This window comes from Pedobacter frigoris, from assembly GCF_032678645.1.
GTDB lineage: Bacteria > Bacteroidota > Bacteroidia > Sphingobacteriales > Sphingobacteriaceae > Pedobacter > Pedobacter frigoris_A.
Map to the genome: position 1 here is coordinate 499085 of NZ_JAVTSP010000002.1, position 26515 is coordinate 525599.

22 protein-coding genes are annotated in these 26515 nt (G+C 36.9%); 20 read left to right on the plus strand and 2 right to left on the minus strand.

Translation table 11 applies throughout. The features are described from left to right. Positions 1–347: 347 nt before the first annotated feature. Positions 348–1016: a helix-turn-helix transcriptional regulator gene (locus R2Q78_RS08575; RefSeq protein ID WP_316790814.1), complete on the minus strand. Its 669-nt coding sequence runs from the start codon at positions 1014–1016 to the stop codon at positions 348–350. A 620-nt stretch (positions 1017–1636) separates the two neighbouring features. Between R2Q78_RS08575 and R2Q78_RS08580 the strand changes: the two genes are divergently transcribed. The 18 genes from R2Q78_RS08580 to wecB all read left to right on the plus strand — a co-directional run bounded on the left by R2Q78_RS08580 (position 1637) and on the right by wecB (position 22426). Next, a complete protein-coding gene (locus R2Q78_RS08580; RefSeq protein ID WP_316790816.1) occupies positions 1637–2335 on the plus strand; it encodes a hypothetical protein in 699 nt (232 codons plus the stop codon). A 54-nt stretch (positions 2336–2389) separates the two neighbouring features. Continuing rightward, a complete protein-coding gene (gene gmd / locus R2Q78_RS08585) occupies positions 2390–3526 on the plus strand; it encodes a GDP-mannose 4,6-dehydratase (protein WP_316790818.1) in 1137 nt (378 codons plus the stop codon). 29 nt (positions 3527–3555) lie between these two features. Beyond that, positions 3556–6063 carry an SLBB domain-containing protein gene (locus R2Q78_RS08590; protein ID WP_316790820.1) on the plus strand — a complete coding sequence of 836 codons (2508 nt, stop codon included), beginning with the start codon at positions 3556–3558 and terminating at the stop codon, positions 6061–6063. Positions 6064–6081: 18 nt separating this feature from the next. Further along, positions 6082–7167 (plus strand): lipopolysaccharide biosynthesis protein, encoded by a 1086-nt coding sequence (locus R2Q78_RS08595; protein ID WP_316790822.1) that lies wholly within the window; start codon positions 6082–6084, stop codon positions 7165–7167. A 5-nt stretch (positions 7168–7172) separates the two neighbouring features. Beyond that, complete coding sequence (locus R2Q78_RS08600; protein ID WP_316790824.1) at positions 7173–8639, plus strand: lipopolysaccharide biosynthesis protein; 1467 nt, start codon at positions 7173–7175, stop codon at positions 8637–8639. Then, positions 8629–9888, plus strand: a complete 1260-nt coding sequence (locus R2Q78_RS08605; protein WP_316790826.1) for an O-antigen ligase family protein — start codon at positions 8629–8631, stop codon at positions 9886–9888. Before R2Q78_RS08600 ends, R2Q78_RS08605 begins: the two co-directional genes overlap by 11 nt. 4 nt (positions 9889–9892) lie before the next feature. Continuing rightward, positions 9893–10705 (plus strand): glycosyltransferase family 2 protein, encoded by an 813-nt coding sequence (locus tag R2Q78_RS08610; protein WP_316790828.1) that lies wholly within the window; start codon positions 9893–9895, stop codon positions 10703–10705. Positions 10706–10719: 14 nt separating this feature from the next. Next, positions 10720–11655 carry an AAC(3) family N-acetyltransferase gene (locus R2Q78_RS08615; RefSeq protein ID WP_316790830.1) on the plus strand — a complete coding sequence of 312 codons (936 nt, stop codon included), beginning with the start codon at positions 10720–10722 and terminating at the stop codon, positions 11653–11655. A gap of 3 nt (positions 11656–11658) precedes the next feature. Further along, positions 11659–12771, plus strand: a complete 1113-nt coding sequence (locus R2Q78_RS08620; protein ID WP_316790832.1) for a hypothetical protein — start codon at positions 11659–11661, stop codon at positions 12769–12771. Continuing rightward, a complete protein-coding gene (locus tag R2Q78_RS08625; RefSeq protein ID WP_316790834.1) occupies positions 12768–13007 on the plus strand; it encodes an acyl carrier protein in 240 nt (79 codons plus the stop codon). The genes R2Q78_RS08620 and R2Q78_RS08625 overlap by 4 nt, the downstream gene beginning before the upstream one ends. Before the next feature lie 25 nt (positions 13008–13032). Continuing rightward, complete coding sequence (locus R2Q78_RS08630) at positions 13033–14037, plus strand: ketoacyl-ACP synthase III (protein ID WP_316790836.1); 1005 nt, start codon at positions 13033–13035, stop codon at positions 14035–14037. Between the two features lie 75 nt (positions 14038–14112). Further along, entirely contained in the window at positions 14113–15261 is a 1149-nt protein-coding gene (locus tag R2Q78_RS08635) for a glycosyltransferase family 4 protein (RefSeq protein ID WP_316790837.1), read from the plus strand. Between the two features lie 72 nt (positions 15262–15333). Then, positions 15334–16923, plus strand: a complete 1590-nt coding sequence (locus tag R2Q78_RS08640; protein WP_316790840.1) for a gliding motility protein RemB — start codon at positions 15334–15336, stop codon at positions 16921–16923. Between the two features lie 52 nt (positions 16924–16975). After that, a complete protein-coding gene (locus R2Q78_RS08645; RefSeq protein ID WP_316790842.1) occupies positions 16976–18640 on the plus strand; it encodes a capsule assembly Wzi family protein in 1665 nt (554 codons plus the stop codon). A 26-nt stretch (positions 18641–18666) separates the two neighbouring features. Beyond that, positions 18667–19701 (plus strand): polysaccharide biosynthesis protein, encoded by a 1035-nt coding sequence (locus tag R2Q78_RS08650; protein ID WP_316790843.1) that lies wholly within the window; start codon positions 18667–18669, stop codon positions 19699–19701. 1 nt (position 19702) lies between these two features. Beyond that, positions 19703–20128: a WxcM-like domain-containing protein gene (locus R2Q78_RS08655; protein WP_316790845.1), complete on the plus strand. Its 426-nt coding sequence runs from the start codon at positions 19703–19705 to the stop codon at positions 20126–20128. Between the two features lie 10 nt (positions 20129–20138). Continuing rightward, complete coding sequence (locus R2Q78_RS08660; RefSeq protein WP_316790847.1) at positions 20139–21260, plus strand: NAD-dependent epimerase/dehydratase family protein; 1122 nt, start codon at positions 20139–20141, stop codon at positions 21258–21260. Positions 21261–21283: 23 nt separating this feature from the next. Continuing rightward, entirely contained in the window at positions 21284–22426 is a 1143-nt protein-coding gene (gene wecB, locus R2Q78_RS08665) for a non-hydrolyzing UDP-N-acetylglucosamine 2-epimerase (protein WP_316790849.1), read from the plus strand. A gap of 12 nt (positions 22427–22438) precedes the next feature. Here wecB and R2Q78_RS08670 read toward each other — a convergent pair whose 3' ends face one another. Next, entirely contained in the window at positions 22439–23170 is a 732-nt protein-coding gene (locus R2Q78_RS08670; RefSeq protein WP_316790851.1) for a tyrosine-protein phosphatase, read from the minus strand. A gap of 166 nt (positions 23171–23336) precedes the next feature. Between R2Q78_RS08670 and R2Q78_RS08675 the strand changes: the two genes are divergently transcribed. Together R2Q78_RS08675 and R2Q78_RS08680 are read left to right on the plus strand one after the other, a co-directional pair. Beyond that, positions 23337–24107: a polysaccharide biosynthesis/export family protein gene (locus tag R2Q78_RS08675; protein WP_316790853.1), complete on the plus strand. Its 771-nt coding sequence runs from the start codon at positions 23337–23339 to the stop codon at positions 24105–24107. A gap of 3 nt (positions 24108–24110) precedes the next feature. Beyond that, the gene (locus R2Q78_RS08680; protein WP_316790856.1) at positions 24111–26513 is read left to right on the plus strand and encodes a polysaccharide biosynthesis tyrosine autokinase; all 2403 of its coding nucleotides are present in this window, start codon (positions 24111–24113) and stop codon (positions 26511–26513) included. Positions 26514–26515: the final 2 nt, after the last annotated feature.

The following is a 26515-nucleotide window of genomic DNA, read 5'->3' on the forward strand; positions in this document are numbered from 1 at the left end:
TTATGTTAATATTTTTAGATTTTTAACAAAATGATGGCTTAAAATTAAAATATTTTAAATAACTAAGCAAGAAATGTTTCATTATTGTTGCAATAATTTACATGAAAATTCGTTTGCGCAGGAATTATACGTCTGTGCGTCATACGGCTGATGAGTAAATTCTTCAATAGTAGTTATTGAGCATCATGAGTGTCTATTGACTTTAGCATTCAAGAACACTTCGTGGTTTATTTCAGGAACCCACATCTGCAAAGTGACTTTTCTATTCCGGGATCCCGGATCAAGTCCGGGATGACGCTTGCTTTAATCAAACCAAACTGTCATTGGTGCGACTAAGCGGTAGCTGATCAGATCAGGTCAAAAGCCCGCGCATACTGGCATACCTCGTAATACGAATTGGTATTCAGCTTTTGCCTGATGTTTTTGCGGTGCGTCTCCACTGTATTTTGTGAAATGAACAGCTCTTCAGCGGTTTCTGCAGAACTCTTTCCCAGCGCCATTAAGCGGAGTATTTCCCGCTCTCTTGGGCTCAGCTTGGCATAGATGTGAAAGTTCTTACGGAGAAAGTTGTTTTCCTCCAGCAAGCGGGACGCCTTCGTGGTCATGTGGTGCATCGCATCTATTGGAAAAGACATAGATATGGCGAGCAAAGGCAGCTCTTCCTCATCACGGAGCAGGATTTTGACACTGCTCATGTGCCAGGTCCAGTCGGTATTATTGTCACGCCTTACCTGTTGAAAAAATGTGAGTATTTCATCGTCATTGTTTCTTTGCAGGAGTTCCAAGATTTTGGGTACATAATCCTTTGCATCTTCAGGATTAAAGAAGCGGTTGTGGTATTCGTCGGAGGTCTTTCCAATGATGTCTGAGGCTGAAACATTTAATCCCTTTAGTCCGCGTTCAGACATCCATACAATGGACCAATCCCTGAGGTTGTGAATGGTTACTACTCCGGGAAGTTTGTCGGCATTAGCCGCAATGTCCGAAATGGCCTGATCAATACTAATACGAGACATATTTAATTTAGATAACCCATGGATAACCAAAAGTAAATAAAAATACCCAAAAGTGGGTATTGATGCTATTACATGTATAGAGTTCCTTTGCAGCGGATAATTCGACCAACAATATTTTTAGGGAAAAAATTCATGCCTCTGATCATCGGGCATTGAATTTTATATAGATGATTAAAAAATAAAATTTAGGTTAGAAAAGGATAGGGCAGTGGATGCTGGCTATCCTTTCCTTGTTTTTAAGGTCAGGCATCCAATCATGATTTGCTAAGATTTTGGTAGGATTTTTGTAGGGCGGGGGTAACAAAATGATGTTGTCATTTATCTATATCAAATATTTCCGTATTGATTAGATATATGTTATATTAACGCAAACCAAACATACCACAAATGAGTTATCAAGATTATAAGTGTAGAAAGTGCAGTACCGATTTTCATTATCAGGTACCCAGGGGCTTTATTTTAAAAAATTTACTCGGTTTTTTACCCTTAAGGATTTACTGGTGTCCCAAATGTACAGCGAACAGATATGTATGGATTGGAACAAAAAAGAAAAATTAATCAATTAATATAATATATTTGAATGGGGAACGCGCTCAATAATCTATATCTAAATTTTACGAATGAAAAGATTTTTACTGTGCGTCATTTTGTCCATTTCTTCAATTGCGGCTATTGCCCAGATGAGTGGAAATTATAATTATAGTATAGGAATAAGGGGCTATTCCCTTGTTCAGATGCCAAAATTGTTGGATGAACCCAATTCCAGTTATTTCAACAGCGCACCATTTAGCGGTGTCATGGTTAAATTCAATGATAACCAAATCGCTTACAGACTGAACGGAAGTTTTTATAACAGGTCTAAGAAATTTTACAATAACTGTATGACTTGCGAGGAAGCAAATGGTAAGCTTATGGATTATTCATTTAAGATCGGCTTTGAAAAGAATTTTAATTATGCCCACGTTCAACCCTATTTTGCATTAGACATCGGCTATCGTTACAATAGGTTTAGCGGGGATATTGAGAATAGAAACGACCTGAAAGCAGTAGCTAATGCTGCTGCTGCTGAAACTTTAAAGCTGGAGACTACAAAATCAGGCTTCGTGGCATCACCGGTGGTTGGTGTAAAAATTAATCCGATTGAGCAACTGTCGGTATTTGCAGAAGCGAACATCGAATTTTTCTATTCCTATGAACGACAGGAAAGAACGGCATATGATGTAAACAACACGAAATCCTTAAATAAATACAACAAATCTGAATTTTTATTGAACCCGGTCTCTGTAGGGATACAGATTCATTTGGGTAGTAATAAGTAGCAAAATCAAATATTTGTGTATGTTTGTACGCACAAATAAAAAAATAATAGTTGAATGAAAGTAGCCTTGATTACAGGTGTTACAGGACAGGATGGAGCCTATTTAGCAGAGTTTTTGTTAAAAAAGGGATATTTCGTCCATGGATTAAAGAGAAGATCATCTTTATTTAATACAGATCGTATAGATCACCTGTATCACGATCAGCATGAACAGGGAATGAATTTCAAACTTCATTATGGAGACCTGACGGATTCTACCAACCTGATCCGCATCATTCAGGAAACACAACCCGACGAAATTTACAATCTTGCAGCGATGAGCCACGTGCATGTTAGCTTTGAAATGCCTGAATATACTGCCAATGCAGATGGCATTGGTACCTTAAGACTTTTGGAAGCCATCAGGATTCTGGGTTTAGAAAAGAAAACCAAGATTTATCAGGCTTCTACTTCTGAACTGTACGGACTGGTGCAGGCTGTTCCGCAGAGCGAAACAACACCTTTTTATCCGAGATCGCCATATGCTGTTGCAAAAATGTATGCTTATTGGATTACTGTCAACTACAGGGAAGCATATGATATGTATGCGTGCAATGGCATCTTATTTAACCATGAGAGTCCGCTACGTGGAGAAACTTTCGTAACACGTAAGATTACCAGGGCGGCGGCTAAAATCGCTTTAGGCTTGCAAAATTGCTTGTACCTGGGCAATCTGTCGGCACAGCGCGACTGGGGTCATGCCAAGGATTACATTGAGGCCATGTGGCTGATCTTACAACAAGAAAAAGCTGAAGATTATGTGATCGCGACAGGAATTACTACTACAGTGAGGGAATTTGTGAGGATGAGCTTTGCAGAGCTGGGCATAGAAATTGAGTTCAGCGGAAAGGATCAGTATGAGAGAGGTGTGATCATTGACGTAGATCCTGCTATGGTAGCTGAACTCGGGTTAAATGACGAGTATCTGAAGCCGGGAACGGTTGTCGTTCAGGTAGATGAGAAATACTTCAGGCCTACTGAAGTTGACTTATTGTTAGGAGACCCTACCAAAGCCAATACCAAACTGGGATGGAAGCCTAAATATGACCTGCAGGCATTAGTTACAGAAATGATCCAGTCCGATTTACATTTAATGAAAAAAGATGAATACTTAAAAGGGGGCGGATATACGACCCTGAATTACTTTGAATAACGATCTCTCAACATTGTTCCTATCAACCTATGAAATTTAAACACACATTTGCAGTACTATTTTTTGTTCTTGCAATATTTATCACCGGATCTGCTGTCGCCCAGACGAATTACGCTGATGTAAAAGTAGATGATCTTAGTGATGCACAGATCAGGCAATTGATCCAGCGCGCCGAATCAATCGGCTATAACGATGCTCAATTGGAGCAGATGGCTGCGGCTCAGGGCATGAAGGCTACTGAAATTCAGAAGCTGCGTGCAAGAGTTGAAAAAATCCGTAAAGAAACTGGTACTTCGTCTAAAGAAAATACTGGAAAAAATACGCAGTCAGGGGATGATCAAAACAGATCAAGAAGCTTTGAAAGAGATACCGCTAGCAAAACAGGTAATCAACAAAGAGATAACAATCCTGCACAATCTATTTTTGAAGGATTGAAGCCTAAAATATTTGGTGAAGAATTGTTTAAAGGCGGAGGTGTGACTTTTGAGCCTAACCTGCGTATGGCAACTCCAAAAAGCTATGTAATCGGTCCAGATGATGAATTGCTAATTGACCTTAGTGGTGATAATGAGGCAAATTACAAGTTGAAAGTAAGTCCGGATGGAATGATTCGTTTGCAATATGTTGGAAATATCGCGGTTGGTGGTCTTTCTATAGAACAGGCAACAGCGAAGATCAAAGCAAATTTGGCCGGTACTTACCCAAGTCTTAGAAGTGGGCGAACAAGTGTTGCGGTGAACCTTGGCAATATCAGAAGCATCAAAGTAACTGTTGTAGGAGAAGTGGCCAAACCAGGTTCTTATACTGTACCTTCATTGTATACTGTATTCAATTTATTGTATCAGTCTGGAGGTCCGAACAAAAACGGCTCGTTCCGTAAAATCCAGGTGGTTAGAAATAATAGAGTGATTACGACAATCGACGTGTATGATTTTTTGTTGAACGGAATTCAAAAGAACAACATTCGCTTACAGGATCAGGATGTGATCAATGTACCTGTATATGAAAAGCGTGTTGAAATGTCGGGCGAAGTAAAACGTCCAGCGTTCTTTGAGGTGGTAAAAGGAGAAAGTTTGGCAGATGTCATCAGGTTTGCCGGAGGATTTTCAAATCAGGCTTATACAGCCCAGATTAAAGTATTGCAAAACACAAACAGGGAGCGTAAGATCACCGATATTATCGAAGAAAGTTACAGTATGCATGCACCGCTCAATGGCGATAAATATGTAGTGGAAACCATTTTGGATCGTTTCCAAAACAAAGTTCAAATCGCAGGCGCGGTATTCAGACCGGGAGATTATGAGCTGGATGACAATTTAACCTTAGTAGGATTGATTAACAAAGCTGATGGATTAAAAGAAGATGCTTTTCTAAACAGGGGATATATTTCCAGGTTGAATGCGGACAATAGTCTCTCTCTGTTGTCATTTGACGTTTCAAAAGTCCTTTCAGGAGCGGAAGGTGATATAAAACTTCAGCGAGAGGATAAAGTGACCATTTCTTCAATCTTTGATTTGAGAGAAGAATATAAAGTTACCATTCAGGGTGAAGTGAGGCAGCCGGGTACTTTTAATTATGCGGACAACATGGATCTCGAGGCCTTAATACAAATTGCAGGCGGATTTAATGAAGGCGCTACACCGAATAGAATAGAGATCTCCAGAAGAATACAGAATAGTGACGTCAAATCTGCCTCGGCGAGTACAGCTGAAGTATTTACAGTTAATATTGATAGGGATTTAAAGATCCATGATTCAAATTTTGTGTTGAAACCATTTGATATTGTGTCTATCAGGAGCTCATCGGGCTATCAAGTGCAGAAGCAGATTAAGATTGAAGGAGAGGTACTATATCCTGCAACTTATACGATTACTAAGAAAAATGAGAAAATTTCTGATGTCATCAGTAGAGCTGGTGGACTTACACCACTGGCATATGCCGAAGGAGCTTCGTTGAAGCGCCCGGGGGCGGAGAAAGTCAATCCAAAAGATAAGAATGCGATCAATAACCAGGAAGAAGAAGACAAAAAATACTTGAATTTGAAGCGTGCACAGGAAGCTGGAGCAAAAGACACACTACAAAAAGAAGTAGAATTGAAGTTGATACAGTCTGATTTGGTAGGTATTGATTTGGAACAAATTTTGAAGAAACCAGGATCCAGGTATGATTTGATTGTGGAGGATGGAGATGTGATCCGTATACCAAGGCAATTGCAAACGGTAAAGGTGACGGGAGAGGTTTTGAATCCAAATAGTATTGTTTACTCTTCAGGAAAAAGTTTTAAGCAGTATATCAATGGAGCTGGTGGGTTTACAGCGAGTGCATTAAAAGGAGGAGCATACATTAGATATGCAAATGGTTCAGTTGAAGCAGCGAGTAAATTTCTTTTTTTTAATAATTATCCGAGGGTAAAACCGGGCGCAGAGATTTTGGTGCCTAAAAAGGCAGAGAGAGAGAAGTTAACCGCACAGGGATGGATAGGTATTGGAACAGCCATCGCTTCGATGGCGGCTATTGTGGTCAGTTTGTTAAGATAATCTGTAATGACTACAAATATGAAAAAAGAGGATTTGGTTGGTAGCAACCAAGATAGAGAGGAAATCACACTTAGAGAATTGGTTTCAAGGATTAAAATCTGGTGGCGATACATTTTATCTAAATGGCTGATTATATTTTTTTCTGCATTTGTTGGGATGCTTTTTGGGGTGGCATATGCCTTTTTAAATAAAACAATTTATGTTGCTGAGACAACTTTTGTTTTAGAAGATGATCAGGGAAAAAGTGTTGGATCTTTGGCTGGATTAGCTTCAATTGCTGGATTTGACTTGGGCGGCGGTGGTGGTGGTATATTTCAGGGTGATAATATATTAGAATTATACAAGTCTAGAACCATGATTGAAAAAACTCTGTTAACCGAAGTTGATTTGAATGGTAAGAGACGGACACTAATTGATCATTACATATCCTTTAATAAGCTTAGAGAAGATTGGGATAATACCCCTGATTTGAACAAAATTAATTTTAATTTATCGCGTAGCAATAGCAACAATGCTAGTCTCAAAAGGGTGCAAGACAGTATAATTGGGTCTATTGTAAAGGATATTAATAAATCCAATTTGACTGTCGCTAAACCCGATAAAAAATTGAACATTATAAAAGTTGAGGTTAAGGCTTATGATGAGTTCTTTGCAAAAGCATTCAATCAAGAAATCGTCAAGAACGTGAATGATTTTTATGTTCAAACAAAGACTAAAAAATCGATACAAAACGTAGCTATCTTACAACGCAAGGCTGATTCCGTTAGGAATGTTATGGATGGTGCAATTTATCGGGCCGTTGCTGTTACCGATGCAACGCCAAACCTAAATCCAACAAGGCAAATTCAGCGTGTTGCACCTGCTCAGCGATCGCAATTTTCTGCTGAAACTAATAAAGCAATTTTAGAGGAGTTAGTGAAAAATTTGGAACTTGCTAAGATATCCTTATTGAAGGAAACACCGTTAATTCAAGTGATAGACGAGCCAATTTTACCTTTATTTAAATCAAAGCTATCAATTGTAAAAAGTGCTATCTTTAGTGCCGTTTTATTTTTGTTCATGTGCATTTTGATATTAGTGCTAATTAAAATAGTAGAAGATTAACTACTATGTCGGAATACATTAAACAAAGCGGGAGTCACCTTGATAAAATTAAAGGTGATGCTATTAAATATTTGCCAGTTAAGATACTGCCTGCATTTTCCGGACTTTTGACTATTTATATTCTTACAAGAATTTTAGCTCCTTTCAAATACGCAGAGTATACATTTATTTTTGCCGCAGGGCTGCTATTCTTACAACTCGTTGGTGCTTGGATAAATAGCACTGTTCTCTACTTTTATCCTGATTTTGAAAAAAATAACGAACTGGATAAGTTAAAGGCTAATATCATTTCTTTACAGTTGCTGCTTTTAGTAATTGGTTGCCTTGGTTTAGGACTGACTTGCTATTTTGGTAATATAGATTGGCAATTAATTGTAGTATCCACCTTATTGATGTGTAGCCAGGTCATGGTTAATGTTTTATATAGCCTATTACAAGCAGAAAGACAAATTGCTATACAAATTCAGTCCACAATATTACAAAGCGTTATTCAGATCATAGGTATCGGGTACTGTTTTCTGTTTTGTCCACATAATCTACTGGTAATTTTCTTTGTTCTGTTTTCGAGTTATTTTTTTGCTTTGGTATTTGTAGTTTATAAAACAAAAATATTTAATATAGCAGGGTTACTTTTTACATTCGATATTGTACTTGCAAAAAGAAATCTACTCTATGGTTTGCCGATATGTTTATGGGTTTTTTCCACGCAATTTTATTCTATAGGAGATAGGTTAATTCTAAAGTATTTTAACATTACTTCTTCTGTTGGGAGTTATGCGTCATTCAGGGATCTATCGGTGGGGTTATCTGGGTTTTTGACTATGCCCCTATTGTTAGCTTCACATCCAATAATTATGGGTATGTGGAAGAATAATGTTGACAAGAAAGTTATAGAGAAATTATTAGGTCATAATATTCGAATTCTAATTATTTTTATTGCAATCACTGGCATTGTGATTTTTATTTCCGGTGAGTGGGTCATGAGTAAGTTTCTGTCAGCTGAATATTTTCTGCCGCGATCATTGATGATAGTAATTGTGGTTTCTATATTTATTGCTGCTATATCCATGTACGTTCAAAAAGCGTTGGAAGTAACAAATAAAACATTCTTGATGTGTAAGATCACGTTAAGCCTGGCATTGCTAAGTCTCGTTATCAATATTATCGTGATACCCAGGTATGGTATTTTTGGAGCGATTAGTGTAAATTTTCTTTCTCAAGGAATGTACTTATTGATTGTGTACTTTTTCTCTCGAAATATACTCCAGCCTGTTGTTGGTTTTAAGTTCATCTTTCACATCTTAGTTGTAATTGCCGTTGTCTTGTTAGGCAATTTCTTTTTTTCTTTCTTACTTGAGGAGTATTATAATGACGCTTTGAAATTTGCCTATACGTGCATTTCAACTATGTTTATTTTAGTGTCTTTTAAAGATGTGAGGCAAATTTTTGTAAAAGAGAATAATGAAAGGTGACGCAATTAAATTTTCTGTGAATAAAGGTTTGTTATTTGCCTGTTCAATGATGCTAACTTTGCCAATAGACATATTACAAGTTGCGGATGGTCAATCTGGATTCCCACTTTCTTTGATAGTAGTTGTTTTTGCGCCATTTTGTTTTATTAAACGTGTCGGTCAGGATGCAATTTATATTTACCTGACAATCGTTTGTAGTTTAATTAGCATAGTTGGAATTTCCTTTATTTATCAGAAATTCGAATTAAGGCCCTATCTTTCCTTTATATATTTTACACTACCAACTTTAGGATATTTCGTCGCAATGACGTTAGTTAAAGATATTGACGGTTTTAACTTTTATTTAAAATGGAGTGTCAACTTTGCTGTTATTTTAGCCTTTTCATTGATCTATACAATTTTTATAAAAGGTGGGGGAATCGTGAGATTGGAGGGCAATCTCCAAGGTAGTTTTTTTGGTTTAAACTTGAGTGGGGCTTATGGGGTACATACTTTGGGAGCACACTATTTTATATTGATGTTTTTGATTTTTTATTACATTACCAGTGATAATAAAATAAATATTCTCATGAGGGTTATTTATGTATTATCATTGTTGTTATATATTCTAATTATTTTGTTATCTCTTTCAAGAGAATTGTTATTGGGGCTTTTTATTTTTTTCTTATGGTATTCTCTTTATAGATTTAAATTATTTAAAACACTTGCGATTGTCTTTTTCATTATTTTATTAACTTATTTTTTCGGGCGGGAAATAATTGATGGATTATTATTGGTTTGGGAAACTAAGCTGTCGGCTACGTCCGGGGCTTCTAATTTAAACGATTTAAGCAGCGGTAGATTAGATTTGCAGGAACTGGCTGTTAGGCAGATAGTAAAAAATCCAATATTTGCTACGGGCTTCAATGGCTATATATTAGATTACACGTCCTACAAAGATTACGATAATTTAGATGGCTGGTCGACCCATATTTATTATTTAACATGTATTTGGAAGATGGGTGTATTGGCTTTTGTTTTTTATGCGGTGTTTTGGTGGAATACATTAAGAAAAATCTTAAATAGTCATATTCCAATAGAACACTACAATCACAAACTCCTATTGATATTTGTGATTTGTTTGTTATTCATAAATTTGTTTTGGGATGCATTCTTAGCTCCTAATATAATGGCATGGTTCTCGTTTTTTTGTGGGGGACTAATAAAATCGAGAAATGGAAAACTAGTGAATTTTAATAACCAAGAATAGAAAAATGAGAATCGCATTCATCTGTGTTAATTACAATAATTCTAAAATTACTGCTCAATATATTGAAAGTGTATTGGCGATTAGGAATGAATATGATGTCAAAATTGTTGTCGTAGATAACGCGTCATATGCACATGAAATTATGGAATTAGACGCTATTAAATATCCGGAGCTTACAGTAATCAAAAGTGATGAAAATTTAGGTTATTTTAAAGGGTTGAATCTTGGAATCAATTCTCTAGAAGTTAATGACTTTGATTTTCTGGTTATAGGGAATAACGATTTGACGTTTGACCCGGCTTTTTTGGACAATCTAATTAAGATTGAATTTTCTAAAGACGTGTTGGTTCTGGCACCAAATATAATTAGAATAGATGGAGTACATCAAAACCCACATATTGTTCATAAATTTTCTGGTTTTCAGAGACTATACAGAAAGCTTTATTATTCTAATTATATGTTGGCTTGGATACTACAAAATGCCTATGGCTTATTTAAATCTAAAATTGTTCCAGAAGATCGTGCAGGACATGATGAAGCACAGGAAATTGTTATGGGATACGGTGCATGTTACGTTTTAACCAGACATTTTTTCCAGCATTTTAGAGATCTTAACGCCCCAATCTTTTTGATGGGTGAAGAGGGTATCCTGGCAGACCAGGTGCTTAGTGTTAATGGAGTTACATTATATCATCCAGACATAAAGGTAAATCATCACGATCATGCGTCAATTGGAAAAGTTTCCATACGTAAGCTTTATAAATTTTCAAGGGATTCTTATAAACACTATATTAAGAATTTAAAATATGTTCAATAACACAACACATAACAATGGCTAATTCAGGATTAAATAAGATTTTAGCACTTTCACCATATATTGAATTGTTAGTTCGCAGATTCTATCGCGATAATGTGGCTCTTTTTTCGAAGTTTGTAAAAAAAGGAGCAGTGAAGTCTGAGTTAAAGGACTTTAATAAAATTATCTCTTCGCTTAAGGATTTAGGTATAAATAATGGAAGCTTTGTAGTTATGCACTCTTCCTACGAAGCAATACAAGGCACCGGAAAGACCCCGAAAAAAATTCTTGAAGAATTTTTAAATTTGGTTGGTGAAAGTGGCACTTTAGCTATGAATTCTGCTAGGAGATATCCGGAAGAAGCGAGCTATAATGACTATTTAACTGCTGATTATACAAATGTCACAGTCACTTACGATGTACACAAATCGAGAGTCTGGACGGGAGCTTTACCATTTTTTATGCTGAAGCACCCTAATGCGCATATAAGCCGGTTTCCTATCAATCCTATGGTAGCAATCGGTAAACACGCAAAGAACATGATGGAACACAACCTGGATGAAGATTTGGGAACAGCTTGTGGTAAATCCTCTTCGTGGAATTATTGTGTCGAGAATGATGCAATAATAGTTGGAATAGGAATAGATTTAACGCATAGTCTAACAATGATTCATGTAGCTGAAGACGTAATGGATGAAAAGTGGCCTGTAAAAAATTGGTATCGGGAAAGAAAATTCAAGATTATAGATGCTGAATATGAGGAATTGAAAACCGTAAGGGAACGGAGACCTAGATGGGGAGCGTTGCACTTTGCGGAAAGAACCCTTTGTAAAGATCTTATTTTGGCAGGGATTTTGACTTCTATTGAAGTGGATGGCGTATTGGTTGAGACAATTCGGGCAAAAGAGCTGATCTGCTTCTTAAACTCCAGAAACGTTAACGGCTATCCATATTATTTTGTAAAAAACTAGTCAATGGAACTTGTCTATCATTCTAAATTAACCGATTCAATTCCGCTTTGTTTTATTAAAGGCAATAAGTTGTTGTTTTCAAGGAGTAATAATATTTTTTTATTAGATACTTTAACTGGACAAAAGCGACATATTACTCAGCTTCCCGCTTCGCCATGGTTGAGAATGGCAAACGCGAGTAAATTGATTTCGAGAGTTCTTAGACTAGGTGTCAGATACGCAATACCGCTTCCAAATGATAAGGTATTAGTTGTTTTTAATTTAAAATTTTATGAAGTAGATTTAAAAACAGGTGCTTTCAAGGAGACGTTTACATTGCCAAGAGGCAATCGCCCACTAGATATCTCGCATATTAGTTCTATAAGCGGATTTGAGGACCGCATTTGTTTTGGAGAGTATTTTTATAATCCTGAAAAGACGCCTGTTCATATTTACAGCAAAAGGCTGGAAGATCCAGAGTGGGAAATTTCCTACACATTCAAAGAAGGGGAGATTGACCATGTTCATGCCATTGTTCCTGATCCTTATAGAAACTGTGTATGGATATTGACGGGAGATTTCGATGGAGGATCCGCAATTTGGATGGCAAAAGATAATTTCAGGGAAGTGCGCCCAGTCTTAAGAGGAAAGCAAATTTATCGCGCTTGTGTTGCATTCCCTGTAAAAGAGGGCCTAATATATGCCACAGATAGTCAATTCGAAATTAATTCCATTAGATTGCTCAAAGCCATTAACAATACTGAATGGACTTCTGATTTTCTATATGAGATCAATGGCCCTGCAATCTATGGATGTAAGGTTGATGAAACACTATTCTTTTCGACTTCTGTAGAAGGTAATAGTATCCCTAAGGGTAAAATATTGCGATATTTGGATCGGGAACCAGGCCCTGGCGTGAAAGATAATTATTCATACATTGTTGGCGGTAATATGTCAAGTGGATTTACTGACTTATCTAGCAATGAAAAAGATCGATATCCATTGATGATATTCCAATTTGGAGCAATTACCTTTCCGTCTGGTAGAAATGAGACAAATATGCTTGTAACCTATAACAGAAGTTTAAAAAGAAATGGATTCGATACAGAAATTTTCACTATAAAATTACAGCTATGATAAATAAAGAGGAATTTTTAGAAGCTTTGCGCCTTCAATTTGATGAAAGTGATGCAGCAATTCTTACATTTGAAAGCAAATTCAGCGAGTTAGATACTTGGGACTCTTTAACCAGATTCTCAATCATATCACTATTGGAAGATGACTATGGTTTTGAGTTTTCTGTGGAAAATTTCAAAACAATTGATACACCAAATGATTTATTTACCCATTTAATCGCCAGTTCAACTAACTAATAACAACATTCCTAAGATTGTAATTTTGAGATCAAAAATAGCAGCTATATCGTCTTATTTGCCTTCAGGCGTATTAACAAATGAAATTATTAATAGTCAGTTTCCAGAGTGGAGTGCCGACAAAATTTCAAGTAAGACTGGGATTTATGAACGTCGGATCTCAGGCAGTGAAGAAACTGTAAGTAACATGGCAATCGAAGCAGCCGAGCGCCTTTTTGAAACCCATAAGTTCCCTAAGGAAGAAATTGATTTTGTATTGCTTTGCACTCAAAGTCCCGATTATTTCTTGCCCACGACGGCGTGTATTGTTCAAAATTGTCTGGGACTTTCTACCAACTGCGGAGCTTTGGATTTTAATCTGGGGTGCTCGGGTTATGTTTATGGCTTAGCACTTGCTAACGGACTTATAGTCGCAGGGAGTGCCAGATCTGTATTGTTGATTACGTCTGAAACCTACACCAAGTATATTCATGATCAGGACAAATCAAACAGAACCATATTTGGGGATGCTGCTGCTGCTACTTTGATTACTGCAAGTGATAATGTAGACGGTGTTGGCAAATTCGTATTCGGCACCGACGGTGCTGGATCAGAGAATTTAATCGTTAAAAATGGCGGATCTAAGCACGTGGACAAATTAGGCGAGGACATTTTTGAAGATGGGGATTTCATTAGGAATGATAATAACCTTTTCATGAACGGGCAAGAGATATTTCAATTTACAACCCGTTCAGTCCCAATTTTAATTCAGGATGTTCTGAAGGAAAATAACCTCCATATAGATGACATAGATTTATTTGTATTTCATCAGGCCAACAAATTCATGCTGGATTACATCCGTAGAAAAATTAAGATTCCAGAGGAAAAGTTTTTTGTTTTTTTTGAGAATATTGGAAATACCGTGTCCTCCACAATTCCCATTGCTATGGAACATGCCATTAAAACTAATGTTATAAAAAAGGGCATGAAAGTTTTGTTGGCTGGTTTTGGTGTTGGGTATTCCTATGCTGCTACAGTAATTGATTTTTAAGAGGTTATGAAGTTGCTTTTTCTCACAAATTTAAAAATTGATAACATTACAGACCGTGGTTTATACCAGGATTTAATGAGAAAGTTTGCTAAGGAAGGTCATGAAGTTTATGTGGTCTGTCCTTTAGAAAGACGTTTCAATCTTAATACCACGCTGTTGAAACTGGGAGATGTAACAATTTTACAAATCAGGACCTTGAATCTTCAAAAGGCTAATCGGTTAGAAAAAGGTTTCGGTATGTTATTGTTGGAATGGCAGTTTCTACGGGGAGTTAAAAAATATTTTAAAGACGTTAAATTCGATTTAGTTCTGTATTCAACGCCTCCAATAACGTTTACAAAGATTGTTAACTTTATTAAGGGCAGAGATAACGCAGTTAGCTATTTGCTTTTAAAAGATATTTTTCCGCAAAATGCCGTTGATTTGGATATGTTAAACCCTAAGGGGTTATTGTATGATTATTTCAAGAAGAAGGAGAAGCAGTTATATCTTGCTTCAGATTTTATTGGATGTATGTCTCCTGCGAATGTAAGTTATTTACTAGCGCACAATCCTTATATAGATAAGAGTGTAGTTGAAGTAAACCCAAATAGTATAGAACCGATTGTACAGAAGCTTCCTTATGACAACCAGATTGAGATAAGAGAAAAGTATAATATCCCAGCTGATGCAATCGTATTTCTATATGGCGGTAATCTGGGGAGACCTCAAGGGCTTGCTTTTTTAAAAGAGGTAATGACATCATTTTGTAATGATAAATTGATATTTTTTCTGATAATTGGATCTGGAACTGAGTATAAATACGTCGAGACTTGGTTTAAAAGATATAGCCCCTCTAATGCCTTATTAATTGAAGGGCTGCCGAAGAATGATTACGATAATTTATTGTTTTGCTCAGACGTGGGACTTATATTCCTTGACAAACATTTTACCATTCCAAATTTTCCGTCAAGATTGTTGTCTTATATGGAATGTAGCATGCCCGTTTTAGCTGCGACAGATGTACATACGGATCTTGGATCTATTATGCAAGAGAATGGGTTTGGATTCTGGTGTGAGAATGGTGATTTGGATGCTTTTTGTACTTATGTGAGTCGTCTAGCTGCTGACGAGACTCTCAGGTTCGAAATGGGTAATAAAGGGCACGCTTTTATGCTTGCAAACTATTTAGTGCAAGAATCGTACATGAAAATAATGAACAGAATGACATTGATTAAAAATTAATCCTAAGTGATAAAATTAAATAAATTCGGTTTTTCTATGACTCGGAGCTTTGACATAAAATGGCTGGCTATTATGATTATAGTTGTTTGTGCGGAAGAAACTCTGGCACAAACACCCAATAGGTTGATTCCATTTTCTCATCAATACTATCAGAAACTTAATACTTCAGTATACGATACCGCAAATAAATTCCACAGTTCTATTAAAGGCTATTATTCAGATGACAGTATTTTATCGCAGAGATATAGCTATTTGATGAACCAAGGTGTAGACACAATTAACAAACGGAGTTGGGTTAAAAGGAAGTTATTCGAAGAACATTTGGTAAATATAACTCATGATGATTATACTGCTTTTATTGATTTTTTGCCTGATTTACAGATTGGCAGGGACTGGAAAAATGGTAATAATACGACCCTGAACACTCGTGGTCTGCAGACAGGGATTAATGTCGGTGATAAATTTTCAATTTACGCAAATTTGTTTGAGAATCAAGGTAAGTTCCCAGGCTACATAACCCAATTTATTGATTCTAATCAGGTAGTCCCTGGGCAGTCTGGAGGGAAGTTCGATAATACAACAAAAGACTGGAATTATACCAGTGTACTCTTGTCCTACACTCCAAGCAGATTTTTAAATTTTACGTTGGGATACGACAAGAATTTTATTGGTGATGGTTACAGATCAATGCTGCTCTCAGATGTGGCCTCAAATTATTCGTTTCTTAGGGTACGCGCTACGCTTGGTAGTGTCCAGTATCAAACAATATTTGGATATATGTTTGATCCCGGCGCACCCCGTCTTACACTCGATAGGCGTTTGGGATACCGAGGAAAGTGGGCTGCCATTCATTATCTGGATTGGAATATCAATAAGCGATTGTCGCTTGGATTTTTTCAGGCGGTAACATGGGCCGACGCCGAGCCGGAAGGTAAGAGAGGATTTGATTTCAATTATGTACACCCATTTGCCTTTTTACGATCTATAGAAAGTGCCAACACACTTAGTTCACCTGATAAGATGCGGCTCGGGTTAAATCTGAAATATGAAGTACTGGCTAATACCGCATTTTATGGACAGTTTATGTTTGACGAATTTGTTGCCAGAGAATTTTTCAAAGGTAACGGCTTCTGGACGAACAAATTGGCCGCGCAGTTGGGTGTTAGGGGATCCAATTTAGCGAACATTCCTAACTTGAATTGCCTTGTAGAATTTAATATGGCGAGACCTTATACCTATGCGCATTTTGATAGGGTGTCGAATTATGCACATTATAACCAACCTCTTGCACACCCTTACGGCGCAAATTTTAGAGAATTTTTGTCTATAGTAAATTATAGTTATAAGCGCTTTGACTTTCAGGGTAACGTATCTTATGCGCGATATGGTGTAGATCCAAATGGTTTGAATTATGGGAAGGATATATTCAAGAGCTATTTTTCACATGTTTCTGAGTATGGAAATTACATAGGCCAGGGTATCGGAACGGATCTCTATTTCGCAGAGGGGAAGATCGCTTTCTTGATGAACGCTAAATACAATCTCCGTTTTGAACTAGGAGGTGTTTTGAGAAAGGAAACGAGCGCAATAGCGACGACAAGTACAGCATGGCTCACAATAGGACTTAGAAGCAGTTTTAGAAATTTATATAATGACTTTTAACTGCTTTTCTGTACCTTGCCTAAATTTATCAACACTTAAGCGAGCTATAAATATGAAACTACCTTTTCTATTGCTTCTTTTGGTTTTTTCCTCGCCAATTTTTGGTCAGACTCTTCCCGTGGGGATATTGCCAGATTTAGAAGATGCTTACAGAAGGCAATTTCTGTTGGGCAAGGATTCTTCGAATAGTTCTTTTATGATTAGGCCCTTAACAAATAACAATTACAGGTTTTTTGAGGATAACAACTCGTCCTTATCAGAATTTAGAAAGCTTCTATGGCGTAACGAACAAATAAAATCAAGTATATATCTGCTTCCTGCGGTATTTACACAACAATATAATTCTCATCATCCATATGGCATCAACGATGCTGGGATGATACCAGCAAAAGGTTATCAGCTTATGGCCTCTGCTGGGGTTTATGCGCGAATCGGTCCTTTAAGTATTCAGCTACGTCCAGAGTTTGTGCATGCATATAATGAATACTTTATGCAAACATTTGAAGCCAACAACGAAGCCAAGCTTAAAACACTTTTAGAGTCCTATCATAGTACCATTGATGCTCCTGAACGCTTTGGAACAGGGAGATATAATGAACTAAGCTGGGGACAAAGCAGTGTTAGGCTTAATTTTGATCCGGTCTCTATAGGTGTTTCTAATGAAAACCTATGGTGGGGACCTGGTGTGCGTAATTCGTTGTTGATGAGTAATAATGCCCCTGGATTCAAACACATAACGTTAAACACAACAAGACCAATAAAGACATGGTTAGGCTCGTTTGAAAGTCAGATTATTGCGGGCAAACTTGAGGGCTCTGGATTAAAGTCTACCCCAGGTCAAAAATTAAAGAGTAGTGACTGGAGATACTTATCGGGAATAGTTTTTAGCTATCAGCCAAAATGGGTTCCAGGGTTATTCCTCGGGTTCGACAGGACTTTTACTACTTACAGTAAGATTATGGGGAATAGTTTCAGCGATTACTTCCCATTGTTCTCAGCGTTGGGGAAAAAATCATTTGAAAATGATGACCTGACAGACAATGTAGAAAACAGTTTTCAAAGAGATCAGATTTTTTCACTATTTGCGAAGTGGGTAATGCCTGAGTCAATGTCGGAGATATATTTCCAGTTTGGACGTGAAGATCATTCCTGGAATCTGAGGGATGTTTTTGTAGAGCCAGAACATTCACGGGCGTATATTGTTGGCTTCAATAAGCTATTGCCTTACAAATCTAAAGCCGATGAGTTCATACAGGTTGGGATTGAATTAAGTCAACTCGAACCTTCAGGCGCAAAAAGTGTGCGCAACCAGGGAACCTGGTATTCACATGGAGAGGTTGTACATGGATACACGAATAAGGGTCAAATTATTGGTGCGGGAATTGGTCCAGATAACATGCAGTCTATCAACGTTTCATGGGTGAAGAAATTCAAAGCAATCGGACTATTAGTTGAGCGACGCGTGCATAATAATGCTTTGTATTACAGGGCTTTTGGTGGTACTTCTGAACCTCGAAGACATTGGGCGGATTTGGGGCTTGGCGGGAAATTCAATTGGGACACTAGGCATTTTTTAATTAATTCCCAACTAGTCTATACACATTCCTTCAATTACCAGTATAGGATAGACAATATCGATCCTGGTTACTTCTGGAATTATGATAAGCAGGATGCAAACAACCTGCATGTAAAAATAGGCATCATGTATAAATGGTAAATTGACTTCTTAAAGAATATTAATATATGTTTAAAGATAAAACCCTCCTAATTACTGGAGGTACAGGTTCGTTTGGAAATGCAGTACTCAACCGCTTTCTAGAAACCGATATAAAAGAAATTCGAATTTTTTCAAGAGACGAAAAAAAGCAGGATGACATGCGTAACGAACTGAAAAATGACAAGCTCAAGTTTTATATAGGAGATGTCAGAGATTACAGCAGTATCAATAAAGCAATGTATGGAGTGGACTACGTGTTTCATGCGGCGGCTTTGAAGCAAGTGCCATCCTGCGAGTTCTTCCCTCTTGAGGCAACGAAAACAAATGTTTTTGGCACACAGAATACAATCGACGCTGCGGTTGCAAATCAAGTAAAAAAAGTAATTTGTCTAAGTACCGATAAGGCAGCGTATCCTATAAATGCAATGGGTATATCGAAGGCATTAATGGAAAAAGTTGCCATTGCTGCGTCGCGTAATATTCAGGGTGACACTACTGTATGTTTAACACGTTATGGGAATGTGATGGCTTCTAGAGGTTCCGTGATCCCCTTGTTCCTTAAACAAATTAAAGAAAATAAACCCATTACTGTGACAGATCCTAACATGACCCGATTTTTAATGTCATTAGAAGATGCTGTGGATCTTGTATTGTTTGCTTTTGAACACGCCAATCCAGGAGATTTGTTTGTGAATAAAGCGCCGGCGGGTACAATTGGAGATTTAGCAGAAGCATTAAAGCAATTGTGTAAAGCAGATAATGAGGTTAAGATCATAGGAACCCGACATGGTGAAAAGCTGTATGAAACATTATGTACCAGGGAGGAAATGGTTAAAGCTGAAGACATGGGGGAATTTTATCGCATACCAGCTGATAATCGTGATTTAAATTATGCTCAGTATTTTTCGGTAGGGGAAGTTGATATATCGAAAATTGAAGATTACCATTCTCACAATACGGAGCAACAAGGAGTTGAAGGCATGAAGAAATTGCTTTCCAATCTGCCATTAATAAAAAAGGAGGTTTTTGGAGATTTAAATTCAGTTCAATACCCAGAATAGTATGACTTTGAACCCAGCATTGATTCCGGGCGGTCAGCATACCGACAGCCGAGGTACACTCACCTTTCTTAATGATTTCGATATGTCTGAAGTTAAAAGATTCTACATGATTCAAAATAGGGATACCGCGGTTATAAGAGCTTGGCGAGCGCACAAAATTGAGCAAAGATGGTTTTATGCCATCAATGGAGAGTTTTTGATTCGTGCAGTCAAAATTGACAACTTTGATGCCCCCGATAATGATCTTCCAATTGAAGAATATACGATCTCCGCAATTAGCAATCAAGTGCTTCATGTGCCTTTAGGTTATGCGACTTCAGTTCAGGCCATAACAAATGAGTCAAAGTTGCTTGTATTTGCCGACTATGGTATAGAAAATGCGAAATTCGATGATTATCTGTATCCCCAAGACTATTTTGGAAAGTGAAATATAAATAATGAAATTAAAAATAGGAATAACTGGCCAGCAAGGGTTTGTTGGACAGCATTTATATCATGTGCTAGGTCTTTATCCCGAAGAATTTGAAAGGGTAGATTTTAATAAATCTTTTTTTGAAGATCAATCTAAATTGGATGATTTCACAACAAAATGCGATGTGATCGTTCATTTGGCTGCAATGAACCGACACAACGATCCTCAAGTAATTTACGACACCAATGTCGGATTAGTGGAAAACCTAATTCAGTCTCTGGAGAATTGTAATAGTAAAGCGCATATTTTGTTTTCTTCTTCTTCACAGGAAGAAAGAGACAATTTATATGGTAAAAGTAAAAAAGAGGGGCGTAAGCTCTTTATTGAATGGGCAAAACATTCAGGAGGCAAATTTACAGGAATGATCATCCCTAATGTTTTCGGACCATTCGGTAACCCTTATTATAATTCGTTTATTGCTACATTCTCACATCAACTAACTCATGATGAGCAACCCAGAATTGATGTAGATGGAGAAGTTAAATTGATTTATGTAACTGATCTCGTGCAATCTATCATTTCAGAGATTCGTGGCGCTATGGGCAATAATTTGTTGACCGTTGCTCATACTGATCAGAGGAAGGTTTCTGATATTTTAGCGTTACTGGGAACGTATAAATCAGAGTACCAGGATTTAGGAATTATCCCCGAATTAAAATCTGCGTTTGAAGTAAATCTCTTCAACACATTCAGATGTTATATGGACATTAAAAATCACTTTCCAGTTAAGTTTGTTAAACATACTGACCCGAGAGGTGCATTTGTTGAGGTGATACGTCTGAATGTCGGCGGGCAAGTTTCATTTTCTACCACTGTGCCCGGAATAACAAGAGGGAATCACTACCATACCCGTAAAATTGAACGTTTCGCAGTAATAAAAGGAAAGGCTTTAATACAATTGAGACGCATTGGTACAGAAGAGGTACTGGATTTTTACCTTGATGGTAATAATCCGTCGTATGTCGATATGCCGATTTGGTATACGCATAATATCAAAAATATTGGAGATGAGGAACTCTATACAAATTTCTGGATCAATGAATTTTTTGATCCGGCTGATCCCGACACCTATTTTGAAAACGTTTAGATAAATATTCGACACTAACATTTATGAAAGTAAAATTGAAAGTAATGACAGTAGTGGGCACTCGCCCGGAAATCATCAGACTTGCGAGGGTGATGGCAGCGCTTGATGCTTCAGATGCGATTGAACACATCATAGTGCATACTGGTCAGAATTATGATTATGAACTGAATCAAATTTTCTTTGATGACCTTTCTATTAGAAAACCAGACTTCTTTTTAAATGCTGCGGGAGCTAGCGCAACAGAGACAGTGGGGCAAATCCTAATTAAGATTGATCCATTATTGGCTAGTGAACAACCGGATGCTTTTTTAGTACTGGGTGATACCAATTCGTGCTTATGTGCTATACCCGCTAAAAAGCGACAAATTCCTATATTTCATATGGAGGCGGGCAACAGATGTTTTGATCAACGTGTTCCAGAGGAAACAAACAGAAAAATTGTAGATCATATATCAGATGTGAATTTAACCTATAGCGATATTGCCAGGGAATACCTTTTGCGTGAAGGATTACCGGCGGATAGAATCATTAAAACGGGATCGCCTATGTTTGAGGTATTGAATCATTATCTGCCTCAAATTGAAGGATCTGATATCTTGAATAGGTTGAGTCTGGAAGAACAAAAATACTTTGTTGTTTCTTCACATAGGGAAGAGAATATTAGTAGCGAGAAGAACTTCACAAACCTGATGAAGAGCCTGAATTTGATAGCTGAGAAGTATGGCTATCCAATTATAGTTAGTACGCATCCCAGGACCAGAAATATGATTGAATCAAAGAATATAGAGATGAGATCAGAGATTCAGTTCCTTAAACCTATGGGATTCAATGACTATAACGCACTTCAAATGAAGTCTTATGCTGTACTGTCAGATAGTGGAACTATATCAGAAGAGTCTTCAACGCTTAATTTTCCTGCATTAAATTTGCGTGATGCACACGAGCGTCCTGAAGCTATGGAAGAAGCATCAGTTATGATGGTCGGAATGAATCCGGAGCGGATCATGCAGGCTTTGGTTCAATTGAACTATCAGAAAAGAGGCACTGAAAGAAATTTCAGAAGAGTAGCCGATTACTCCATGCCAAATGTTTCCGACAAAATGGTAAGGATTATTATCAGTTACGTAGATTACATTAAAAGAGTTGTTTGGAGCGAGAATTACTAAACAGGTAATTGTTTATTCTTTCAAAAACCTGTTTTTTAATAGGTTACTATCGACTAATCGGGCGAAATATTTTGATTCTGGTACACGCTTAAGAATTGGCAAATGCCTCACATGATGAATATCAGTGCCGATAAAATCAATCATATCTTTTTCGATCAGTTTTTCTGCTATCGACCTGATATGTTTGCCATAGTGGTCGGTTAAGGATAGCGCATTTACCTGTAATTCTATACCCATTTCCTTTAGGCGGCTATAGTAGTTGAATTGTTTGTGGAAAAACAAATATCTTTCTGGATGAGCCAATACGACTTGATAGCCCTTAATTCCTAAATCAAAAATCACTTCTTCCAAATCGTGAGGTCTCGAGATTTGACTAAATTCGACAAGAAGTCGGTTCCCTGGCAAAGGCATTACTGTGCCTTCAGCTAGTTGATGCTGGAATTGTTCGTCCAAAAAATACTCTGAAGAAAGATTTAATGTTATCCCTTCCGGAATTTGATTATCCAGAAGGGAATGACCTTTTTTTAAGCTCTCGTGGGTATTTGGATGTATATCCTGAAGTGTATGGGGTGTTGTATACAATTTTGAAAAACCTAGTTCCTTTAATCCCGATATAATTTGGATACTATCAGCTATATCTTTGGCTCCATCGTCAACTCCGGGAATCAAATGGGAATGCATATCAGTACCAATGATAGTGAAATCGGAATAGGGTGATTTGAATTTCTTATTAAAAAATAGCATTTTCTTTACATTAATTTACTTGACGGCGATACTACGAAACTAAGAAATATAAGGTAAACTTTTGATGTAATGATAATTAAAGTTTCAACTTACATTCGGGCTTTTTTGTAGTTATATGTTAGAATGTAGTATATTCGCTGAAATTTAATATGTTACCTAATTACTTATGAAAAATACATTTTATCTACTTGCCTTAATAGTACTTTTCAGTTCCTGTAGGGCGAAATATAAAACTATACCGTATTTCACAGATTTACCTGCCGATAGCATTTTTCTACAGCAAATAACTAATCAGCAAGTGTTAAAAATCCAAAAGGATGATATTCTCGCTTTGACTGTAAGTAGCCTGAATGCAGAGGCATCGTCTATTTTTAACATGGGTAATGCAAGTACCTCACCTGCTCAGACGGGAAATGCTGTGTCTGGAGGAGTTAATGGTTTTTTAGTGGATCAGAGTGGCAATATACAGCTCCCTTTAATAGGGTCTATTAAAGTGTCAGGAATGACAGTTGTTGAAGCTCGCCAACTTATACAGAATGAACTTAAAAATTATTTGAAAGAACCCATAGTTAGTTTGCGGATAGTAAATTCTCGTGTTTCTGTGTTAGGAGATGTCGCTCGACCAGGAGTGTTTCCGATACAACAAGAACAAATATCGCTTACAGAAGCATTAACTATGGCTGGGGATTTGAATATAACTGCAATGAGAAAAAACGTATTATTGATAAGAGAGGAAGACGGAAAAAGGAAGTTTGTTCGGTTCAACCTTAATAATAGTACATTATTTGAATCCCCTTACTATTATTTAAGAAGTAATGATATTGTTTACGTTCAGCCGAGCAATGCAAAATATGCTAGTGTAGACACTAACTATAGAAACCTAAGTGTTGCTTTATCTTTAATTTCCATTGCCGTATTAATTATAACCCGCTTTTAATTGATGACAAATATCTCACCAAATTCGGAATTTTTCGATACTAACTCCGATCTTCAAAAAGACACTGATTTTAAGGAAATATTTTATAGATATTTATATTACTGGCCTCTATTTGCATTATCGATAGCAGTCTTCATGGCTGGTTCATATATCTATTTAAGGTATACGAAGCGTGTTTATCAAATTACTACAACTCTATTAATTAAAGACGAAAAAAAAGGGGGACAAGTCGGAGACGTTCTTGGGGAACTTGATGCATTTAGTAACTCTACAAATCTTGAAAATGAGATTTTGATTTTGCAGTCTAAAACCTTAATGCGTAAAGTAGTTGAGCGGTTACATCTTGATGTTACCTATGAAACAAAAGCAAGAGTATTAGATATAGATTTATATGGCGCTCGTCCGATCAACTTCATCACGGAAAGTATAAATCCTTCATTCTTTGGGCGGGAGCTGCAGATTTCCTTCCCTGACTCTAGGCATTACATGTTAGAAGATTTAAATTCGAACAAAAGAGTTGAAGGGCCATTGAATAGCTTTCAAAGAAATATTTTCGGAACTTACAAGATAGAGGTAACACCATTTTTCAATAAGTTTAAAAATATAAAACTAGAGATAAGAATTAGTGACATAGGAATGGTAACGGATAATTGCCTGTCAAAATTAAATATTCAGAAAGCAAAAAATGCAAGCGTCTTAACATTAGGATATCAGGCGACAGTTATAAAAAGGGGTAAAGATATATTAAATACGCTGGTTCAAGTTTACAATGAAGCCTCGGTTTCAGACAAAAACCAAACAACTCAGAGCACTTTAAAGTTTATCAATGAACGTGTTGTGTTAATAGGGGGAGAACTTAATGATATCGAGAAGGATGTAGAAGGTTTCAAGAGCAGTAATAGCTTAACTGATATTAGTAGCGAGGCATCATTATATTTATCAAATGTAAAGGAAAACGATAGTAAATTGAATGAAGTTGATCTTCAGCTAAGTATATTAAAAGGAATTCATACATATGTAAATTCAAACGCTTCTGGTGAAAAACTTCCGAGTACGATGGGTATTTCAGATCAGGTTTTGACCAGTCAAATTGGTCAACTGAGTGAGTTGCAGTTATTGAAAGACCGGACTCTTGCAACTACCCAGCCTAACAACCCATTACTTGATCCAATAAATTCCCAAATTGAAACCACACGTGCAGCGATAAGATCCACCATTAAAAATATTGAAGCAGCATTATTGAATACGAAGAGAACTTTAGAATTAAATAATTTAAAATATCAAGGGTCAATTCGAGAGATTCCTGGCCAGGAAAGACAGTTTATAAGTATTAAGCGACAACAAACTATAAAAGAATCTTTGTACTTATATTTATTGCAAAAGCGTGAGGAAACAGCCTTAGCATTCGCCTCGGCAATCGCGGATAGTAGAGTTGTTGATGAAGCGTTTGAGACTAAAAGTCCTATAAAACCCAAGAGACAAACAGTTTATCTCGCCGCTTTTCTTTTGGGTTTGATATTACCTGTTGGATACGTGTATGCCAAAGATTTATTGAACAATAAGGTAACTGGTACGAGTGATATCCAAAAAATAACTAGCGTTCCTATTCTAGGCGAAATTGTTTTCGAGGAAGGTTCAGAAGCCATAGTTGTTAAAGCGAATAGCAGAAAGGCTATTGCTGAACAGTTTCGGGCAATCCGGACTAATATGCAATATATTCATGGAAATCGAAAAAATGAGGGTGGCTGTGTTACACTATTTACCTCCAGTATGTCGGGAGAGGGCAAGAGTTTCGTCGCGACAAATATTGGTGCTGCTTTGGCAATAAGTGGTCGTAGAACAGTTATTTTAGAACTTGATTTAAGAAAACCAAAGATTAGTAAATATCTTGAGCTTGAAAATAAGATAGGTTTAAGTAATTATCTAATAGGTAAGGCTGATTTGAAATCAATAATCCAACCTTCGGGTGTAGATAAAAATTTATTTGTAATAAATTCCGGTCCTGTACCTCCAAATCCATCTGAGCTCCTTATCAATAAAGAGATGGATGAATTGATCGCTTATTTGAAAGATAATTTTGATGAAATTTTAATTGATACCCCTCCAATTGGATTGGTAACAGACGCACAAATTTTAGCGCGTTTGGTTGATGCGACAATATATATGGTGAGGCAAGGTGTCACATTTAAGGATCAAATGAACCATTTAGATATTTTGTATAAAAATAAAAAATTTCCTAGACTAAACTTGATTCTGAACGGGATTAAGCTTGGAGGTAGTTACGGATATGGTTACGGATATGGTTACGGTTACGGATATGGTTACGGGTATTATTCTGATGATCATCAAAAAAGTAATAAGAGTTTCAAATCAATTATGAAAGATATTTTAAAACGTTTTAAATAATT

Coding starts and splice junctions, on each gene's coding strand:
- R2Q78_RS08575 (WP_316790814.1), bottom strand. CDS start 1,016: ATGTCTCGTATTAGTATTGATCAGGCCATTTCGGACATTGCGGCTAAT.
- R2Q78_RS08580 (WP_316790816.1), top strand. CDS start 1,637: ATGAAAAGATTTTTACTGTGCGTCATTTTGTCCATTTCTTCAATTGCG.
- gmd (WP_316790818.1), top strand. CDS start 2,390: ATGAAAGTAGCCTTGATTACAGGTGTTACAGGACAGGATGGAGCCTAT.
- R2Q78_RS08590 (WP_316790820.1), top strand. CDS start 3,556: ATGAAATTTAAACACACATTTGCAGTACTATTTTTTGTTCTTGCAATA.
- R2Q78_RS08595 (WP_316790822.1), top strand. CDS start 6,082: ATGAAAAAAGAGGATTTGGTTGGTAGCAACCAAGATAGAGAGGAAATC.
- R2Q78_RS08600 (WP_316790824.1), top strand. CDS start 7,173: ATGTCGGAATACATTAAACAAAGCGGGAGTCACCTTGATAAAATTAAA.
- R2Q78_RS08605 (WP_316790826.1), top strand. CDS start 8,629: ATGAAAGGTGACGCAATTAAATTTTCTGTGAATAAAGGTTTGTTATTT.
- R2Q78_RS08610 (WP_316790828.1), top strand. CDS start 9,893: ATGAGAATCGCATTCATCTGTGTTAATTACAATAATTCTAAAATTACT.
- R2Q78_RS08615 (WP_316790830.1), top strand. CDS start 10,720: ATGGCTAATTCAGGATTAAATAAGATTTTAGCACTTTCACCATATATT.
- R2Q78_RS08620 (WP_316790832.1), top strand. CDS start 11,659: ATGGAACTTGTCTATCATTCTAAATTAACCGATTCAATTCCGCTTTGT.
- R2Q78_RS08625 (WP_316790834.1), top strand. CDS start 12,768: ATGATAAATAAAGAGGAATTTTTAGAAGCTTTGCGCCTTCAATTTGAT.
- R2Q78_RS08635 (WP_316790837.1), top strand. CDS start 14,113: ATGAGAAAGTTTGCTAAGGAAGGTCATGAAGTTTATGTGGTCTGTCCT.
- R2Q78_RS08640 (WP_316790840.1), top strand. CDS start 15,334: ATGATTATAGTTGTTTGTGCGGAAGAAACTCTGGCACAAACACCCAAT.
- R2Q78_RS08645 (WP_316790842.1), top strand. CDS start 16,976: ATGAAACTACCTTTTCTATTGCTTCTTTTGGTTTTTTCCTCGCCAATT.
- R2Q78_RS08650 (WP_316790843.1), top strand. CDS start 18,667: ATGTTTAAAGATAAAACCCTCCTAATTACTGGAGGTACAGGTTCGTTT.
- R2Q78_RS08655 (WP_316790845.1), top strand. CDS start 19,703: ATGACTTTGAACCCAGCATTGATTCCGGGCGGTCAGCATACCGACAGC.
- R2Q78_RS08660 (WP_316790847.1), top strand. CDS start 20,139: ATGAAATTAAAAATAGGAATAACTGGCCAGCAAGGGTTTGTTGGACAG.
- wecB (WP_316790849.1), top strand. CDS start 21,284: ATGAAAGTAAAATTGAAAGTAATGACAGTAGTGGGCACTCGCCCGGAA.
- R2Q78_RS08670 (WP_316790851.1), bottom strand. CDS start 23,170: ATGCTATTTTTTAATAAGAAATTCAAATCACCCTATTCCGATTTCACT.
- R2Q78_RS08675 (WP_316790853.1), top strand. CDS start 23,337: ATGAAAAATACATTTTATCTACTTGCCTTAATAGTACTTTTCAGTTCC.
- R2Q78_RS08680 (WP_316790856.1), top strand. CDS start 24,111: ATGACAAATATCTCACCAAATTCGGAATTTTTCGATACTAACTCCGAT.